25 protein-coding genes are annotated in these 16088 nt (G+C 66.7%); 19 read left to right on the top strand and 6 right to left on the bottom strand.

The features are described 5' to 3' along the window. Positions 1 to 2: 2 nt before the first annotated feature. From RVX_RS03475 to RVX_RS03450, 6 genes are read right to left on the bottom strand one after another with little or no spacing between them, the layout of a single operon-like run. Positions 3 to 437, bottom strand: coding sequence for a hypothetical protein (locus RVX_RS03475; protein WP_420192328.1), 435 nt, complete (start codon positions 435 to 437; stop codon positions 3 to 5). Between the two features lie 9 nt (positions 438 to 446). Beyond that, positions 447 to 932: a DUF2325 domain-containing protein gene (locus tag RVX_RS03470; protein ID WP_420192329.1), complete on the bottom strand. Its 486-nt coding sequence runs from the start codon at positions 930 to 932 to the stop codon at positions 447 to 449. Continuing rightward, a complete protein-coding gene (locus RVX_RS03465; RefSeq protein ID WP_420192330.1) occupies positions 929 to 1228 on the bottom strand; it encodes a hypothetical protein in 300 nt (99 codons plus the stop codon). The genes RVX_RS03470 and RVX_RS03465 overlap by 4 nt, the downstream gene beginning before the upstream one ends. Beyond that, entirely contained in the window at positions 1225 to 1440 is a 216-nt protein-coding gene (locus tag RVX_RS03460; RefSeq protein WP_420192331.1) for a hypothetical protein, read from the bottom strand. The genes RVX_RS03465 and RVX_RS03460 overlap by 4 nt, the downstream gene beginning before the upstream one ends. Continuing rightward, the gene (locus RVX_RS03455; protein ID WP_420192332.1) at positions 1440 to 1778 is read right to left on the bottom strand and encodes a hypothetical protein; all 339 of its coding nucleotides are present in this window, start codon (positions 1776 to 1778) and stop codon (positions 1440 to 1442) included. The genes RVX_RS03460 and RVX_RS03455 overlap by 1 nt, the downstream gene beginning before the upstream one ends. After that, positions 1775 to 2239: a hypothetical protein gene (locus RVX_RS03450; protein WP_420192333.1), complete on the bottom strand. Its 465-nt coding sequence runs from the start codon at positions 2237 to 2239 to the stop codon at positions 1775 to 1777. The genes RVX_RS03455 and RVX_RS03450 overlap by 4 nt, the downstream gene beginning before the upstream one ends. A gap of 221 nt (positions 2240 to 2460) precedes the next feature. On the opposite strand from RVX_RS03450, the gene RVX_RS03445 reads away from it, so the two are divergent. The 19 genes from RVX_RS03445 to RVX_RS03355 all read left to right on the top strand — a co-directional run bounded on the left by RVX_RS03445 (position 2461) and on the right by RVX_RS03355 (position 16088). Beyond that, on the top strand, positions 2461 to 3141 hold the full coding sequence (locus RVX_RS03445) for an XRE family transcriptional regulator (RefSeq protein ID WP_116308269.1): 681 nt from the start codon (positions 2461 to 2463) through the stop codon (positions 3139 to 3141). 130 nt (positions 3142 to 3271) lie between these two features. Then, a complete protein-coding gene (locus tag RVX_RS03440) occupies positions 3272 to 3754 on the top strand; it encodes a thermonuclease family protein (protein WP_116308270.1) in 483 nt (160 codons plus the stop codon). 163 nt (positions 3755 to 3917) lie between these two features. Next, a complete protein-coding gene (locus RVX_RS03435) occupies positions 3918 to 4388 on the top strand; it encodes a hypothetical protein (RefSeq protein WP_147307556.1) in 471 nt (156 codons plus the stop codon). A 122-nt stretch (positions 4389 to 4510) separates the two neighbouring features. After that, positions 4511 to 5125, top strand: coding sequence for a glycosyl hydrolase 108 family protein (locus RVX_RS03430; protein ID WP_116308271.1), 615 nt, complete (start codon positions 4511 to 4513; stop codon positions 5123 to 5125). Next, positions 5122 to 5460 carry a hypothetical protein gene (locus RVX_RS03425; RefSeq protein WP_147307557.1) on the top strand — a complete coding sequence of 113 codons (339 nt, stop codon included), beginning with the start codon at positions 5122 to 5124 and terminating at the stop codon, positions 5458 to 5460. The genes RVX_RS03430 and RVX_RS03425 overlap by 4 nt, the downstream gene beginning before the upstream one ends. Continuing rightward, positions 5461 to 5883 carry a hypothetical protein gene (locus RVX_RS03420; RefSeq protein WP_116308273.1) on the top strand — a complete coding sequence of 141 codons (423 nt, stop codon included), beginning with the start codon at positions 5461 to 5463 and terminating at the stop codon, positions 5881 to 5883. It abuts the gene before it with no gap. Further along, positions 5840 to 6172 carry a hypothetical protein gene (locus tag RVX_RS03415; RefSeq protein ID WP_147307558.1) on the top strand — a complete coding sequence of 111 codons (333 nt, stop codon included), beginning with the start codon at positions 5840 to 5842 and terminating at the stop codon, positions 6170 to 6172. Before RVX_RS03420 ends, RVX_RS03415 begins: the two co-directional genes overlap by 44 nt. Then, a complete protein-coding gene (locus RVX_RS03410; protein ID WP_116308275.1) occupies positions 6162 to 6542 on the top strand; it encodes a DUF2730 family protein in 381 nt (126 codons plus the stop codon). The genes RVX_RS03415 and RVX_RS03410 overlap by 11 nt, the downstream gene beginning before the upstream one ends. Positions 6543 to 6550: 8 nt before the next feature. After that, positions 6551 to 6859, top strand: a complete 309-nt coding sequence (locus RVX_RS03405; protein WP_116308276.1) for an ArsR family transcriptional regulator — start codon at positions 6551 to 6553, stop codon at positions 6857 to 6859. 9 nt (positions 6860 to 6868) lie between these two features. After that, entirely contained in the window at positions 6869 to 7462 is a 594-nt protein-coding gene (locus RVX_RS03400; RefSeq protein ID WP_116308277.1) for a DUF3486 family protein, read from the top strand. Next, complete coding sequence (locus RVX_RS03395; RefSeq protein ID WP_216362363.1) at positions 7459 to 9144, top strand: hypothetical protein; 1686 nt, start codon at positions 7459 to 7461, stop codon at positions 9142 to 9144. Before RVX_RS03400 ends, RVX_RS03395 begins: the two co-directional genes overlap by 4 nt. After that, entirely contained in the window at positions 9144 to 10727 is a 1584-nt protein-coding gene (locus RVX_RS03390; RefSeq protein ID WP_116308278.1) for a DUF935 domain-containing protein, read from the top strand. Before RVX_RS03395 ends, RVX_RS03390 begins: the two co-directional genes overlap by 1 nt. Continuing rightward, entirely contained in the window at positions 10720 to 12006 is a 1287-nt protein-coding gene (locus tag RVX_RS03385) for a phage minor head protein (protein WP_172596684.1), read from the top strand. Before RVX_RS03390 ends, RVX_RS03385 begins: the two co-directional genes overlap by 8 nt. Before the next feature lie 375 nt (positions 12007 to 12381). Further along, positions 12382 to 13533: a phage protease gene (locus tag RVX_RS03380; RefSeq protein WP_420192334.1), complete on the top strand. Its 1152-nt coding sequence runs from the start codon at positions 12382 to 12384 to the stop codon at positions 13531 to 13533. Beyond that, a complete protein-coding gene (locus tag RVX_RS03375; protein WP_420192335.1) occupies positions 13534 to 13935 on the top strand; it encodes a hypothetical protein in 402 nt (133 codons plus the stop codon). 8 nt (positions 13936 to 13943) lie between these two features. Beyond that, on the top strand, positions 13944 to 14834 hold the full coding sequence (locus tag RVX_RS03370; RefSeq protein WP_420192336.1) for a Mu-like prophage major head subunit gpT family protein: 891 nt from the start codon (positions 13944 to 13946) through the stop codon (positions 14832 to 14834). A 10-nt stretch (positions 14835 to 14844) separates the two neighbouring features. Further along, positions 14845 to 15180 carry an HI1506-related protein gene (locus RVX_RS03365; protein ID WP_420192337.1) on the top strand — a complete coding sequence of 112 codons (336 nt, stop codon included), beginning with the start codon at positions 14845 to 14847 and terminating at the stop codon, positions 15178 to 15180. A 12-nt stretch (positions 15181 to 15192) separates the two neighbouring features. Beyond that, positions 15193 to 15606 carry a gp436 family protein gene (locus RVX_RS03360; RefSeq protein ID WP_420192338.1) on the top strand — a complete coding sequence of 138 codons (414 nt, stop codon included), beginning with the start codon at positions 15193 to 15195 and terminating at the stop codon, positions 15604 to 15606. An 11-nt stretch (positions 15607 to 15617) separates the two neighbouring features. Beyond that, positions 15618 to 16088 (top strand): phage virion morphogenesis protein, encoded by a 471-nt coding sequence (locus tag RVX_RS03355; protein WP_420192339.1) that lies wholly within the window; start codon positions 15618 to 15620, stop codon positions 16086 to 16088.

Below are 16088 nucleotides of genomic sequence, written 5' to 3'. Positions count from 1 at the left end.
GGCTAGGCCCCCTGTTCCTTGCGGGCGCGATCAAAGGCCCCGTCCAGCAGCTTGCCCGCCTCGCGCAGCGCAAGGGCCACGCCGTCGGTCATGGTGTCCGCGTAGACGCGAATGACCCAAGAGCAGCAGCCTGTCCCATAGGATTCGACCTCGCCATCCGCGTCGAACGCGATGTCCTCGGGGATGCCAAGGTGGAAGGTCAGCAGCAGGCCGGAACGGCTGCCGATGATGATGTCGGGCAGAAGACTGGTGGACACCCCCTCGGCCAGTTCCGGCAGGGCGAACAGGCTGCAAAGCTCTTCCGGCTCCTGCTCATGGCAGAGGTCCACCAGCGCTTCCGGGGCGTTCTGGAACAGCCCCAAGGGCAACGCCTCCCGCAGTTCAAGGTCGGCGTCGTACATGATCTCCGTCAGTTCATCACAGAGGCTCATTTCCATGGGGCGCTCCTAGCGCGCGGCGCACAGGGCCGGACAGGGTTGCGGGGTGCCGTCCGCCAGACGGACGGGGACCAGGGCCGAGGCGGAGCCTATCCGCACGGCCACGTGCTGGATTCCGCCCTCGCACAGGCGGGTGACGGTGGCGGGGGTGTCGGGCTGGTTGGGGGCGTCCGGCGCGCAGCCGGTAAGCACCAGCAGCAGGCAGACAAGCGCGGACAACTGCTGCAAGGCCGTGCCGATGCCCCGGCGCACGTGCCCCACGCCCGCGCCGCGAAGGCGGATGATGGGGGTATCCACCCGCGCCTTGGCGATGTTGACGGCGCGATGGCTGATGACGCTGGTGACCACCAGTACGGCGGTGGCCGATCCCACGCGGGAGGCAAGGTCGGCCTCGCGGCCGGTGTAGCAGCGCAGGTCCACGCCGCGTTCGGCGGCGACATCGCGGTACTTGCCGTGCAGGCGGTCGAGGCCGCCGATCAGGACGATGCTTGTCATGCTGCTACCCTCGCATCCACGTCGATGATGACGGCCTCGGCGTCGGCCAGCAGGTGGCCCAGGTCGGCCACGGCGTGCGTGCCCACGGGCACCATGCGCACGGCGGCGGCATGCAGGGCGTCGGCCCCCACCACACGGGTGTCGGTGTGCAGCCGGGCGCACAGCGTGTTGGCCTCGGACAGGCCCATGCGGGCGGCATCGTCCACGTCCATGGTCCAGTGCGACCGCCGCGACACCATCACGGCCAAGCCGGTCTGGCGGGTGCGGCTGGCGTCGATGACGCAGAAGGTGCTCATGCCGCACCCCCGGCCAGTTGCAGGGCGGCGCGCAGGGCGTTGCCCCTGCTGTCGCGCGGGGCGAACACGGTCACCTCACCCGCCACACCGCGCACGCGGATCATCACGTGGCCGGGGGTGAACGAGGGGCAGGTGTACAGGCGCATCGGCTCCATGCCGTGGACGGCATGACCGGGCGCACACGGGGTGGTGTGGTCAGTGCGGGTTTCCATCAGGCGGCCCTCCGGTGCGCGGAGCGCACGGGTATGCGCAGCGCGGATTCCGGAGCGCCCGCCTCGCGCAGTTCATCGAACAGGCGTTCGGCCGTGGCCCGGTGTGTCTCCGGGTCGCGGTACAGCAGGGGAAACAGCGCCTCGGGCGGGCACCCCAGCGCCAGCAGGTGGGCCAGCGTGCGCCGGTGGTTTTCCACCCCGCGCACCGTGCCGGTCACCTTGTGACGCGGCGTGTTCACGGCCCGCGCCACGTCGGCCATGCTGCGCCCCGTCTCCGCAAGGAACTTGCGCAGCGCCCACGGATCGCGGTCTTTGCCCAGGCCGGATTGGGTGATCATCGTAAAGCCTCCTGGTCCAACAGTTCATCTTCCAGCCGCCGTTTGGACTTGGCCCGCACCTTGCCCTCGATGCAGGCCTGCCCGTAGTCGCGCAGCTTCCGATCTGCCGGGGTCATCACGTCGCACCCGAATGAGGACAGCCACACCCGCAAGGGTGCGATGCTGCCAAGGGCCGCGCAGAACACATGCACCGCGAGCATGGAGGGCACATGCTCGCGGTCGTCTGCGGACAGCCACTTGTCCAAGGTGTCTTGGGAGATGGTGCGGGCACGGCCCTGCGTCATGCGCACGCCAGCGGCAAGCGCGACGTCGTTCATGCGGTCCGTGATCTGCTCTCTCGACATGGCGCTATCGCGGGCCGCGCGGAACATGGCGGCCTTGATGGCGGAAACAAACCCAGCCACCTGCATGGTGCGGCTGTTGGCTTCCTCGAAGAGGGAGAGTTGCAGAGGCGTTTTCACCGTCCCATTCCCCTTGGTCACACCGTCCGAAGTGGTGCCGTCCTGCCCGGAGTTCTGTCCGAACAGTTCCGGCTAGCGACGTTGACCCGTCTTGGTGGGGCGGGGTACAGTGCTCATGTCAGGTGAACTTGTTACCCCGTCCGTGCCTCCAGAATTGGCACAAACGAGAAAATCAGTCAAGCACGTTCGAGTATTTTTCTCGTTCGTGCCTGTGGGGCGTTATGACTTTTGGTGACCGGCTCAAGCAGCTTCGGGGCAACGAGACGCAGGCGGAGTTCGCGGCACGCATTGGCGTGAGCCAGCGGGCTTTGGGAAACTACGAAAGGAACGAACGTACCCCTGATGTTGACTTTGCGGCGCTCGTTTGTTCCAAGACGGGTGCATCCCCCGCATGGCTGTTGCTTGGGGATGAAAAGGGACTGCGCCCGACAGAAGCGCGAGAGGTGCAGCGCCCGGCACCTGTTTCCGTTGTCTGCACCGACTGCGATGTGGTCATGATCCCCAAGGTCCGGGCGACCCTCAGCGCAGGCGGAGGAAGCCTGGAGACTAACGGAGATCGCGTCGGGGCCTACGCCTTTCGGTCGGATTGGCTGACGCACAAGGGGCAAGTCTCCAGCATGGTCCTTATGGATGTGGTCGGCGACAGCATGGAGCCGGAGATCCGCAACGGTGACATGGTGTTGATTGACCAGTCGCAACAACGGATTGTCCCAGGAGCCATTTACGCTGTCGGCATTGAGGACGGCGTCCTGGTCAAACGGCTGGACCTGGTTCCCGGCACGCTGGTGTTGTCCAGCATCAACCCGACCTATAGCCCCATTGAAGTACCGTTACGCGGCGATCTGGCCGACACGGTGCGCGTCATCGGCAGGGTGATCTGGTGGTGTAGGGAAGCGAAGTAGCCGACGCAAAACAGCCGACGCGTCGGCTGTTTTTAGGCGGTCTGTTTTTGCAACACGCTGAAAATACTGGGCGCGAAAAAACAAAACAGCCGACGGTCGGCTGTTTTTGAATGCGAAGGGTTGTGACGGCATGCCCAATCTACTTGTGGTCTTACTGCTCTTTATCCTTGGTGCTGGTGATGCCAGTGCATGGACGGGTAAGGTGATCGGCATTAGCGATGGCGACACCGTTACCGTTCTGGATGCGGACATGGCGACCGTGAAGGTGCGGTTGTACGGTGTGGATTGCCCGGAATCGTCGCAGCCCTTTGGAACGAGAGCAAAGCAATACACAAGTTCGGTCGTTTATGGGAAAATGGTCACGGTTGAGGACATGGACATCGACCGTTACGGGCGCGTGGTTGGTGTTGTCGAAACCGTAGACGGGACAAGCCTTAACCGCGCGCTGGTGATCAACGGGATGGCGTGGGTTTACGACAGATATTGTCGCGCGGTGTGGTGTGCTGAGTGGAAGCAGGATGAGATGCGCGCCAAATCTGCCCGTGCCGGATTGTGGAGCGAACCAGCCCCCATGCCACCGTGGGAATTTCGAAGGGCCAAGCGCACCCGCTAATATGCTGCCTTATGCTGATCGGCAGAGTGATATGGTGGTGCCGGGAGGCGAAGTAGCCGACGCGTCGGCTGTTTTACAGGTAGGCTATTCTTGCAACGCACTGAAAATGCTAAATGCGAAAAAGTAAAACAGCCGACGGTCGGCTGTTTTTGGAGAGGCTGACATGGAAAATAGCTGGCAGTCGCCAAAGGCTCGGAAACTGGTCTGGGGGGCGTTCGCTTTTCTTGTCATCGTCGCCTTGCTAGGGCAGGTGGCAGAGCGGAGCAGGAAGCCCCCAACGTTGCCGCAACTTGCGGATAGCGTGCCGCAGGAAGCCCGCGAGCGGCTTGCACAGGCATGGCCGAAGATGCTTAAGGCGTGTCCGGGCCTTGATAGATACTATGACGCATTGACGTTCAAAGGTGTAGAGATGGGTTTCCCTGAACTCAACGGGGTTTATGCGAATCTCGTGTTCTCCGTACCCATGGAGAAGTCCTCTGTTCCGGTAGACTACATGGTATTCGGGCACACCTGTTTTTTCGGGGTGACTGACGATGGGAAAGGCTTGATAATTCCAAAACGTGGATGTCAGGCTCTATGCCTGAATAGGGTAACCCCTGAAGCCGGACCAGTTTTACACCTACCGCTGAACTGATTCCCACCCTCAAGCCCCGCTCCGGCGGGGCTTCTTGTTTTCATACCCTTTAAAAGACGCGCTCCCACAGGCCCACCTAAGGTGGGCCTTGTCATGCCCGAAGGGCAGACAAGGGAGGAGACATGCAAGACATTTTCGACAGGGCGCAAGCCTTTGTGGCTCGCTGGGAAGGCGGGTTGGTGGACCACCCGTCCGACCCCGGCGGCATCACCAACCGGGGGGTATCGCTGCGCTGGCTGCGCTCCATTGGCGCGGACATCGACGGCGACGGCGACATCGATCAGGACGACATCCGCGCTGTTACGCCCGAAGTGGCGGCGCAGCTGTTCCACCAACATTTCTGGGCAGCGCCCGGCGTGCATCTGCTGCCACCGCTGGTGGCCGTGGCGGTCTACGACGCCGCCGTCAACCAGGGTGCGCCGCGCGCCGTGCGCCAGATGCAGGCCGCGTGCAACACCGTGAGCCGTGACCAACTGATGGTGGATGGCGACCTGGGCGGCAAGACTCTGGCCCGCGTGCAGGCCCTGTGTGGAGCCATGGGCGGTGGGCAGCTTGCGGTTTGCGACATCGTCATCACCGCGCGCGAACAGTTTTACCGCGAGTTGGCCAGCCGACCGCCCAAGCGATTGGCGGACGGCCAGGTGGTGGACTACCGCGCCTTTCTGCGGGGCTGGCTGTCCCGCACCGGCAGCCTGCGCGGGTGGTGCCACCAACTGGCCGCCGAGGGGTGGGCGTGATGCGCCCCCTTGCCCACGCCGCCGCCCTGGTGGGCGATGCCTTCTGCGACCACACGGGCGGCACCAGCTGCATGCGGATCATGTCCGTGCTGGTCTGCATCATCGTGCTGGGCGCGTGGATCATCGGCATGCTGGCGGAAGGGCGCTACCTGCCCATCGGATGGCCGGAAGTCTCGCTGATCGGCATGGCCTGCGGGGCCAAGGCCGCGCAAAGCCGTTTCGAGTTGGGTTCCGGAGGGGTTTGGGGTGCGCTTCCCTCGCCCGGTGTTGACGCCACCGCACCCGCGCAGGAGCCGGTACCGGCCCCGCGCGACATGGACACCGGAGGTTTCTAGATGATCCCCATTCCCGACACCCTGAAGGCGCACCTGGTTGCCATCTGCGCGGGGGGCGCGCTGCTTGTGGTGCTGGCCCTGCTGGGCTGGGCGCTGTGGCTGCGCGGCGATCTGGCAGCCGCACGCACAGACCTGACCGTGGAGCAGGCAGCGCACAACTCCACCCGGGCGGAGCTGGCCACGAAGATCACCGCAAACAACCTGCTGCTGGCCGACCAGCGCATGAGCAATTCCACCATTGCCGCCCTGTCCGGCCAGGTGAACGCCACGCAGGCGCTGCACCGCGAGTACGTGACACGCGAGACCGCGCGCCGGGCCATGCTGGCCAGCGCCACCCCGCGCCCCCGAACCCCCGAAGAAACCGCCAAGGTGGTGGACAATGCGACGCGCCGCGCTGCTGCTGATATGCTTAACGATTGGTAGCGCGGCGGGCTGCGCCACCGCGCCGCCGCAGGCCCCCACCGTGCTGACGGTGCGCCACGTGATGACCCCGTGCCCCCACCCGCCGGACATGACGGCGGACCAGCTGGCCACCATGGCCGGGCGCGTGGACGGCAATGCGCCGTTCGACGGGCAGGGCAATGTGGACGCGCTGACGGCGCGCCACCAGGTGATCCGCACCCACGTCAAACTCCTGGAGGCGGCGTTGCGCTGTTACGATCAGCAGGCCCAGGCCGGGCAGGCTGACGAAGGGGGCGCGGATGAACGCTGATCTGGTTGTGCAGTGGGCGGGCGTCATCGTGCCGCTGGTGGTGCTGCTGGTGCAGGGGCTGCTGGCCTGGCTGATGTGGTCCTTGCGGCGGGAATACGTGTCCAGGGCGGACTGCGGTGCCTGCCACGGCAAGGTTGATGCGCAATTGGCCGGAGTGGACACGCGCGTCGCAGGGCTGGAGGGGGCAGTGGAAGCAGCCCCCACGTCCAAGGACATGCAGACCGTCATGGTTCAGCTAGCCGAGATCAGCGGCGAGCTGAAGGCGGCCAACGCCCGCGCCGAAGGTCAGGCGGAACTGCTGAAATCCGTGTCCCGCCAGGTGTCCATGCTGAACGATTACCACGTCACCAAGAACGGGCGTGACCGATAGGAGTGTCCATGTCGTTTCAGAAACTGCTTACCGAAGACCGCCGCCTGTGCGTGCTGCGCCTGCTGTCCGGCGCGCCCGGCAGAGAGGCCAATCACTTCGTGCTGCGCACCGCCCTGCGCGACCTGGGCCACGCCGTCAGCCATGACGTGGTGCTGTCCGACCTCGCGTGGCTGGAGGAACAGGGACTCGTGTCCACCACCGGCGCAGGAAAGGATGGCGACCTGACCGTGGCCGCCCTGACCGGGCGCGGCCATGACGTGGCCGAAGGCGTGGCCGTGGTGCCCGGCGTGAGGCGCCCGCTGCCGGGCGACGACTAGGAGGCCACCATGCCGCGCAAGTCCACCATCAAACGCCTGCCGCCCGAGGTCCGCGAGCGCATCGGCGTGCTGTTGGGACAGGGCCGCACCCTGGACGAAATACTGAAGGCGCTGGCCGCCCTGGACGTGGACGTCAGCCGCAGCGCCCTGCACCGCTACAAGCAGAGCATCGACAAGGTGCGTGAGCGCATCGACCGCAGTCGCGCCGTGGCCGAGGCGTTGGTGCAGCGGCTGGGCGACGCCCCCGAAAGCAAGACGGCCCGCATGAACGTGGAGCTGATGCACTCGGTGATCCTGGACATCGTGTCCAATGCGGAGGCAGGCGGCACGGAAGGCGACGCGGAGGGCGGCAGCGATGACAACTCCCCCCTGAATCCCATGGGGGCCATGCTGCTGGCCAAAGCGCTGGACCACCTGACCAAGGCGTCCCGCACCGATGCGGACCTTATCGCTCGCATCCGTGAGGAAGCCACCAAGGTGGCCACGGCAAATGCCGCAAAGGCAGCCGAAGTCGCCGGGCGTGAAAAGGGCCTCTCCCTTGAAACGGTAGAGGCCATCAAAGCGCGCATCCTTGGGGTGCGCCCGCAGGGGGCACCGGCATGATGGCGGCCAGCGCGCAGCACACCGCCACGGTTGCGGCCATCGCGGGGCCGCCCGCCGGTCCGGTCACGGCCGAGGAGTGGCGCAAGCACCGCGAGCAGTCCCGGCAGGCCATGCCCGACGTGCTGGCCGGACAGGAATTGCCCGACGTGCTGTTGCTGTACCAGCAGGAGACGGTGGCGGCGATCTACGAAAACGACGTCACCGTCGTTGAAAAGGGGCGGCGTACCGGCATCACCTGGGCCGTCGGGGCTGCTGCGGTGCTCATCTCCGGTGCGGCCCGGTCAGCCGGGGGCATGGATACCCTGTACATTGGCTATTCGCACGAGATGGCAAGGGAGTTCATCGACACCTGCGCCATGTGGGCCAAGGCATTCATGCCCGCCGCGTCCGATGTGGACGAGTGCCTGTTCCGGTCCATGAAGCCCAACGGCGAGACGGAAGACATCAAGGCGTTCCGCATCACCTTTGCCAGCGGCTTCCAGATACTGGCCCTGACATCCCGCCCGCGCTCGTTGCGCGGCTATCAGGGCTTCGTCATCGGCGACGAGGCGGCCTTCCACGACGAGTTGGACGAGGTGCTGAAGTCCGCCCTGGCCCTGCTGATCTGGGGCGGCAAGGTGTGCATCATCAGCACCCACGACGGCGACGAAAACCCGTTCAACACGCTGTGCAACGATATCCGCGCCGGGCGAAAGCCGTACAAGCTGGTGCGCATCGACTTCGACCGTGCCCTGTCCGAGGGGTTGTACAAGCGCATCTGCCTGATGCGCGGCAAGGAGTGGTCGCCGGAGGCCGAGGCCGAATGGCGCAAAGGCATCTTTGCCCAATACGGAGACGGCGCGGACGAAGAACTGATGTGCATCCCCAGCCGGGGCAAAGGCGCATACCTGCCGCTGGCCCTGCTCGAGCTGCGGTCCGACCCGGACATACCCGTGGTGTGCTGGGAAATGCCCGACAGCTACGTCGCATGGCCGGAGCATCTGCGCGTGGCGGAGTGCCGGGACTGGTGTAGCGGCGTGCTGGCCCCGCTGCTGGCCCGGTGCGACCCCAACCTGCGGCATTACTTCGGGCAGGATTTCGCCCGCTCGGGTGACCTGACCGTGGTCTTTCCGCTGGCCGTGGACCAGAAGCTGGTGCGCCGCGCTCCGTTCGTGCTTGAGGTGCGTAACGTCCCGTTCGACCAGCAGCGCCAGGCGCTGTGGTACCTGATAGACCGCCTGCCCCTGTTTACCGCCGGGGCCATGGACGCCTCGGGCAACGGGGCGCATGTGGCGGAACTGACCGCGCAGGAGTACGGGCTTGGCCGCATCGCCCAGGTGAAGATGACGGAGAACTGGTACCGCGAGAACATGCCCCGCTACAAGGCAGCGTTCGAGGATGGCACGATAGTCATCCCTCGCGATGCCAACGTGATTGCCGACCACCGGGCCTTCAAGCTGGTGCGTGGCGTGGGCAGGCTGCCCGACGCGGACACATCGAACGACAAGACAAAGGGCAAGAAAGCCAAGCGCCACGGCGACAGCGGCATAGCTGGGGTGCTGGCCTATGCCGCCACCTGCGCCGAAGTCATGGAATACGCCTACGAACCCGCACAACCCACGGGGGCTGGCCCCCGATACGACGACGACCCGGACGATGCGCGGGATGCACCCCGCGCGCGCTTCGGCAAGGGGGCATACTGATGCTGTACGATCACCTGGGCAGGGCCGTGGACACGGGCAGGCTGCGCGACGAGGAAGCAGGGCCGACGCTTACCGGCGTGCGGCAAATCATATCCGGCCACCCCGCTCAGGGGATGACCCCGGAACGGCTGGCCGCCATCCTGCGCGACGCGGAAAACGGCGACCCGCTGCAATACCTGGAGCTGGCCGAGGAGATGGAAGAGAAGGACATGCACTACCGGTCGGTGCTGGGCACCCGCCGGTTGCAGGTTTCCGGGCTGCCCATCACCGTGGTGGCCGCCAGCGACGACAAGGCCGACGTGGCCGCCGCAGACCTGGTGCGCGAATGGCTGGAATGGGACGAGGCGCAGTTCGCCCTGTTCGACGTGCTGGACGGCATCGGCAAGGGCTTCAGCTGCACCGAGATCGTGTGGGAAACCAGCGGCAGGCACTGGATGCCCAAGGCGCTGATATGGCGCGACCCGCGCTGGTTCCGGTTCGACCCCGCCGACGGCCACACGCTGCGCCTGCTGGACGCGGGGGGGCAACTGCTGCCCCTGACGCCCTTCAAGTACATCACCCACATACACAAGACCAAAAGCGGCCTGCCCATCCGGGGCGGGCTGGCCTACGCCATCTCGTGGGGGTGGCTGTTCAAGAACTTCGACATCAAGTCGTGGGTGCAGTTCGCCGAGGTGTTCGGGCATCCGCTGCGGGTGGGCAAGTACGACGGGTCCGCAAGCGAATCGGACAAGGCGGCTCTGCTGCGTGCAGTGCGCAACATCGCGCGCGACGCGGCGGCCATCATTCCGGCCTCGATGCAGATAGACTTCATCGAAGCCAAGATGTCCGGCAACATCGACCTGTTCGAGAAACTGGCCGCGTTCCTTGACCGGCAGGTTTCCAAGGCGGTGCTGGGCCAGACAGGCACCACGGACACCGGCCAGCACGTGGGCACGGCCAATGCCCACGAACAGGTGCGCGAGGACATCGAACAGAGCGACGCGGCCCAGCTGGCCGCCACGCTCAACCGCGACCTGGTGCGCCCGCTGGTGGACCTGAACCTGGGGCCGCGCCTGCGGTATCCGCGTCTGCGCATTGCACGGCAGGATGCCGAGGACATGGCCGCGCTGGTGGTGGCGCTGAAAGAACTGGTGCCCCTTGGCCTGCGCGTTGAGGCCAGCGTGGTCCGCGACAAGTTCGGCCTGCCTGAACCCGCCGAAGGTGCCGAGGTGCTGATGCCCCAGGCCATCGCCCAGCCCGCACCGGAACAGGAAGCGGCCCCGCAGCGGGCAGCGCACGCGGCTCGGCCGGGCGGGGGCAACGAAGATACGGACGCGCTGGACATGCTGGCTGACGAGGCCCTGGCGGACTGGCAGCCGCTGGTGCAGGGCATGGTGGACCCGATCCGGAAACTGCTGGACGAGTGCGCCACGCACGATGAGTTCCTGCGCCGCCTGCCCGAAGTCGTCACCGCACAGGACACCGCAGCCCTGACAGAAGCGCTGGCGCGGGCGCTGTTTGTTGCCAAGCTGGCAGGGCTTACCGGCGCGCCTGTCCAGGCCATCGGCGGTGACGGGGATGCGGGTGGCGGTAATGCTTGAGATGCGCCCGCTGCCGCCCGAGGAGGCCGTGGCCTACTTCAAGGCCAAGGGCTACCAACTGCCTGCAACATGGGCCTGGCAGGACATGTGGCAAGAGGCGCACGCCACGGCCTTTACCGTGGCCAAGTCCGCAGGGTTCGACATTCTGGGTGATGTGCATGGGCAGGTGCTGAAGTCGCTGGAGCAGGGCCAGACCTTTCGCGACTTCCAGCGCGAACTGACGCCCCTTTTGCAGGCCAAGGGCTGGTGGGGCCGCAAGGAACTGCCGGACCCGGCAACCGGCGAGGTGCGCGAGGTGCAGCTGGGCAGCCCGCGCCGCCTGCGCACCATCTACGACGTGAACCTGCGCACGGCCCATGCGTCCGGAGCGTGGGCGCGCGTGCAGCGCACCAAGGACCGCCGCCCCTTCCTGCGGTACGTGGCCATCCTGGACCGACGCACCAGGCCGGACCATCGGGGGTGGCACGGCGTGGTGCTTCCGGCTGATGATCCGTGGTGGGATACGCACTACCCGCCCAACGGCTGGCGTTGCCGGTGCACCGTCCAGCAACTGGGGCAGCGGGACATGGACCGCTACGGCTACACGGTAAGCGAAGCACCGCCCCGCCCCATGCTGCCCTGGGAGAACCCGCGCACGGGTGAGCGGGTGATGGTGCCCAAGGGCATCGACCCCGGCTGGGCCTACAACCCCGGCAAGGCCGCCCTGGAACATCATGCGGCGCGAACCCTGATGGACAAGCTGGCGCCGCTGCCGCCGACCGTCGCGGCGTGGGCCATGGCAGAATCCGCAGGGTTCGTGCTGCCCGCGTTGGAAAAGGACTATGCGGCATGGATTGGCGAGGTGGGCAAGCGGGCGGGTAGCGGCGCGTTCAGGGCCACGGGCGAGCGCCGGGTGGTCGGGGCGCTCTCGCCAGGTGTCCTGTCGTTCCTTCAGGAGCGCGAGATCACGCCCGCGTCGGGGGCCATCACCATCGCAGACGGCGACGTGCTGCACATGCAGCGCAGCGCCAAGGGCAGCAAGCTGCCTGCCGCCACGCTGGCCAGCCTGCCCGGCATGCTTGCCAGGCCGCAGGCCGTGCTGTGGGACAGGCAGGACCCCGGACTGGTCTACGTGTGGAGCGCGGGCGATGCCGCAGAGAAGGTCATCGTGAAGGTGAACTACGCCACGCGGGTAGCCCGGCAGAAGGTGACGACCAACAGCGTGCGCAGCGGGCGCACGACGAGCGCCGCCGAGCTGCGCAACAGGGGCCGTTATGACCTGGTGGAGGGGGATGTGTGATGATGCAGGCCGCGCCGACGGGGGAACGCCACCCCCCTTTCGCGTCTCCGCTGCCTGGGCGGAGTATGGCGGGCCGAAGCGATTTCGCGGCCAGCGCCGGGCGCGGTACCTGTATGAACTACATACGGCGGCTCGAAACCCTGCGCAAGAGCGCATCGCGCGAAAACGGCCCCTGCGCCCCTGATTTTTTCGATGTGGCCGCTTGTCCGGCCTGACAGGGCATCGCGCCGCAAATAGCGTTCATGAACGTTCATGAACGCATCCCGCGCGTGCTCGGGCAGCATGCGCGGCCCCGCCCCCCGCAGCTTCCCCTCCGCCTCATGTTGTAAAGGGCTTTAAAAGACGCCGCTACGCCATGCGCCCTAGAAGGGGCGCATGGACACCACACACGATACCCCCCAGATGCTGGCATGCCACGCCGTGGCCATGGGCCAGCCGTCGGACGGCGGCACGGTCACTCCCCCGGAGTGGGTGCAACTGCTCCCGGCTGGTGTTTTCCGTGGCCGTGACGGCCGTGGCCCGTACCGCAACGACGACCCCGAAGGCATCGTCCGGGCCACCATGGCCTATCAGGCCGGTGCCGACATCCCCATCGACTACGACCACCAGTTGGTCTTTTCCGAAGTGAACGGCCAGCCCGCCATTGCCGCCGCCTGGATCAGCCAGTTGGAAGCGCGCAACGGCGAGGTGTGGGGCCGCGTGACGTGGACCGACAAGGCCGCTGCCCACGTGGCCAGCCGCGAGTACCGCTACCTGTCCCCGGTGTTCGAGCATGGCCGGAAGGACGGGCGCATCAGCCGCATCGAATCGGTCGCGCTGACCAACCAGCCCAACTTGCTGATTACCGCCATAGCCTCCCGCCGCGCGCTGCGGTCGCCATCCGCAGGGTTCGCAGACTCGCCTGACGACTGCCGCATTGGCGAAGAGGCTCAACCCCCCACCAGAGGAGAAGACATGGACCTCAAGAAAACGCTTGCCAGCATTCTCGGCCTGTCCCCGGACAGCGCCGACGATGCCGTGGCGGCCAAGGTACAGGGCCTCGTCACCGCAGCGCACAGCGCCAACGCGGGGCTGGTTGCCATCGCCAAGGCCGTCGAGGTGCCGGACGATGCCGCACCCGGCGTCATCGCCGACCAGGTGCGCGCCGTGGCCAGCCGGGCGGCCACCCCCGACCCGGCCAAGTTCGTGCCCATCGCCATGTACCAGGAGACGGCCAACAACCTGTCGAGCCTGCGCAACGAGGTGGCCGCCACCAAGGCCAAGGACCTGGTGGACCAGGCCAAGGCGGCCCACAAGGTCACCCCGGCCATGGAAGGATGGGCGTCCGACTACGCCACCAAGGACCCCGAGGGGTTCAAGGCGTGGATGTCCGCATCCGTCGCCGTGGTGACGCCCGGACCCGACGCGACCGCCGGTGGTCCGCCCCAGGGCGGCGGCAAGCTGACCGACACGGACCGCGCGATCTGCGCGCAGCTGGGCCTCTCGGAAGAGGACTACGTGAAGAACATCGGCAAGGAGGGTGCGTAAATGGCAGCCCTGACCAAGGACAGAGACACCCTGCGCCGCGATGACGCGCGCTACGAGTATCCCGTGGCCGCGACCACCAGGCTGCACGCGGGTGGCCTGGTGGCCCTGAACGCCAGCGGCTTTGCGGTGCCCGCGTCCGCCGTGCCCACGCTGACCGTCATGGGCTGGTCCGTCTCCCCGGCAGACAACAGCACCGGCGCGGATGGCGACATCAATGTGCTTACCGAGACGCGCGGCGCGATCAAGCTGGCCAACGACGGCAGCATCACCCGCGCCCACGTGGGCAAGAAGGCCTACGCCGTGGATGACCAGACCGTGGCGGCCACCGACGGCAGCGGGGCGCGCCCCGCCGCCGGGATCATCAAGGACCTGGACGCCTCGGGCGTGTGGGTCGGGTTCTAGGAGACACCATGAACATCAACGCACAGAGCCTTCAGGCGGCCTTTACCGGCTTCAAGGTCGTCTACCAGAACGCCTTCGCGGGCGTGAAGTCCGAGCACGAACGCATCGCCATGGTCGTGAACAGCTCGACGAAGCAGGAGACCTATCCCTTCCTGGGCAAGTCCACCGGCTTCCGCGAGTGGATCGGCGACCGCGTGATCCAGAACCTGAAGACCCACGACTTCACCATCAAGAACAAGTCGTTCGAGAACACGGTGGGCGTGGACCGCGACGACTTCGAAGACGACACCCTGGGCATCTACACGCCCTTCTTCGCCCAGCTCGGCCAGGACGCCGCTGAACATCCCTCGCGGTTGGTGTTCGGCCTGCTGGCGTCCGGGTTCACCGGCCGCTGCTACGACGGCCAGTACTTCTTCGACACCGACCACCCGGTGCTGGACGAAAACGGCAACGAGACCAGCGTCAGCAACTTCGGCGGCGGCACCGGGACCGCGTGGTACCTGCTGGACGTTACCCGTGCCATCAAGCCGCTGATCTTCCAGAAGCGGCGCGACTACACCTTCGTGCGCATGGACCAGCCCACCGACGAGGCCGTGTTCACCCGCAAGGAATACCGCTACGGCGTCGATTGCCGGGTGAACGCCGGTTTCGGCCTGTGGCAGCTGGCCTATGCCAGCAAGCAGGACCTGACCACCGCCAACTACGCGGCGGCGCGCGAAGCCATGCAGGGCATGAAGGGCGACAAGGGCAGCCCGCTGGGCGTGAAGGCGTCGCTGCTTGTGGTGCCCACCACGCTGGAACAGCAGGCGCTGGAAGTGGTCAAGCGCGAACGCGAGGCCAGCGGGGCCACCAACGTCTACCAGAACTCGGCGGACATCCTCGTTTCGCCGTGGCTGTAGGGGGTGCCGCATGCCGACCATGATCCGCATCACCTCGAAGCGTGACGGGTTCCGCCGGGCGGGCATGGCCCACAGCGGCACCCGCGACTACCCCGCCGGGACGTTTACCGACGAGCAGCTGGAAGCCCTGACCGGCGACCCCATGCTGGTTGTTGACGAGGTGGACGTTCCCGACCTGTCCGATGCCGAAGCCACCGACGCCGACGCCAAGCCCGCCAGCCCGGCCAAGGCCGCCAGGGGAGGCAAGGGCGGCAAGAGCGAGAACGACAAGGCCGACGCCGCCACCGGCTCGGGCGACGCCGCCCCCCAGAACACCGGCGACGCCCCCGCCAGCGGCGGCCAGTAAGGAGAGCGGGCGATGTACGCGACCATCGGCGACATGGAAACGCGGTTCGGCCAGCAGGAGCTGGTGGAACTGACCGACACAGACCTGACCGGGGCCGTTGTCGAGGCCGTGGTGGAAACCGCCCTGGGCGACGCCACGGAGCTGATCAACGGCTATGTGGCGGCGCGCTACCGGGTGCCGCTGTCTCCCGTGCCCGACATGGTCCGCCGCTGGTGCTGCGACATCGCCCGCTTCTACCTGCACAAGGCGGGCGTGCCTGATGTGGTCAAGGCCGGGCACGAGTCTGCCTTGCAGGGCCTGCGCGATGTGGCGCGTGGCGTTGTGCAGTTGCAGGCCACCGGCGTGGAAACCCCCGGCGCATCCGGCGAAACGGTGCTGACCGTTGGTGGGCGCGTGTTCACCGACGGCAGCATGCGGGGGTTCTGATGGCTGGCGGCATGACCTTCACCGTCCGGCCCGGCGGGCTGGACGCCATCGAAAGCGCCCTGACAAGGCTGGCCGCCCGTGCGGACAACCTGCTGCCCGCCATGGACGAGATAGGTTCGCAGATGTTGCAGCGCACGCAGCGCCGGTTTGAAGAACAGCAAGGGCCGGACGGCTCCGACTGGCCCGCGCTGTCGCCGGTGACGGTCAAGCGGCGCGGCGACGCCGGACCCATCCTGCGCATCTCGGGCGACCTGTACCGCAGCGTCTCCTACCGGCCCGGCCGCGATCATGTGGAGTTGGGCACCAACTGGCCCTACGCGCGCGCCTTGCAGCTGGGGATATTGCGCGGCGCATCGGGCCGCACCCGGCGCGGCGGCCCCATTCCGTGGGGCACCATTCCGCCCCGGCCGTTCCTGGGCATCTCCGACGACGACGGCGCCGACGTGCTCGACATCATCCAACACTACCTGGAAGGGGCCTAG

The organism is Nitratidesulfovibrio sp. HK-II (assembly GCF_003402415.2).
Classification (GTDB): Bacteria; Desulfobacterota; Desulfovibrionia; order Desulfovibrionales; family Desulfovibrionaceae; genus Cupidesulfovibrio.
Note: the sequence above shows the minus strand (reverse complement) of the source record. Positions and strands in the feature narration are given on the sequence as shown.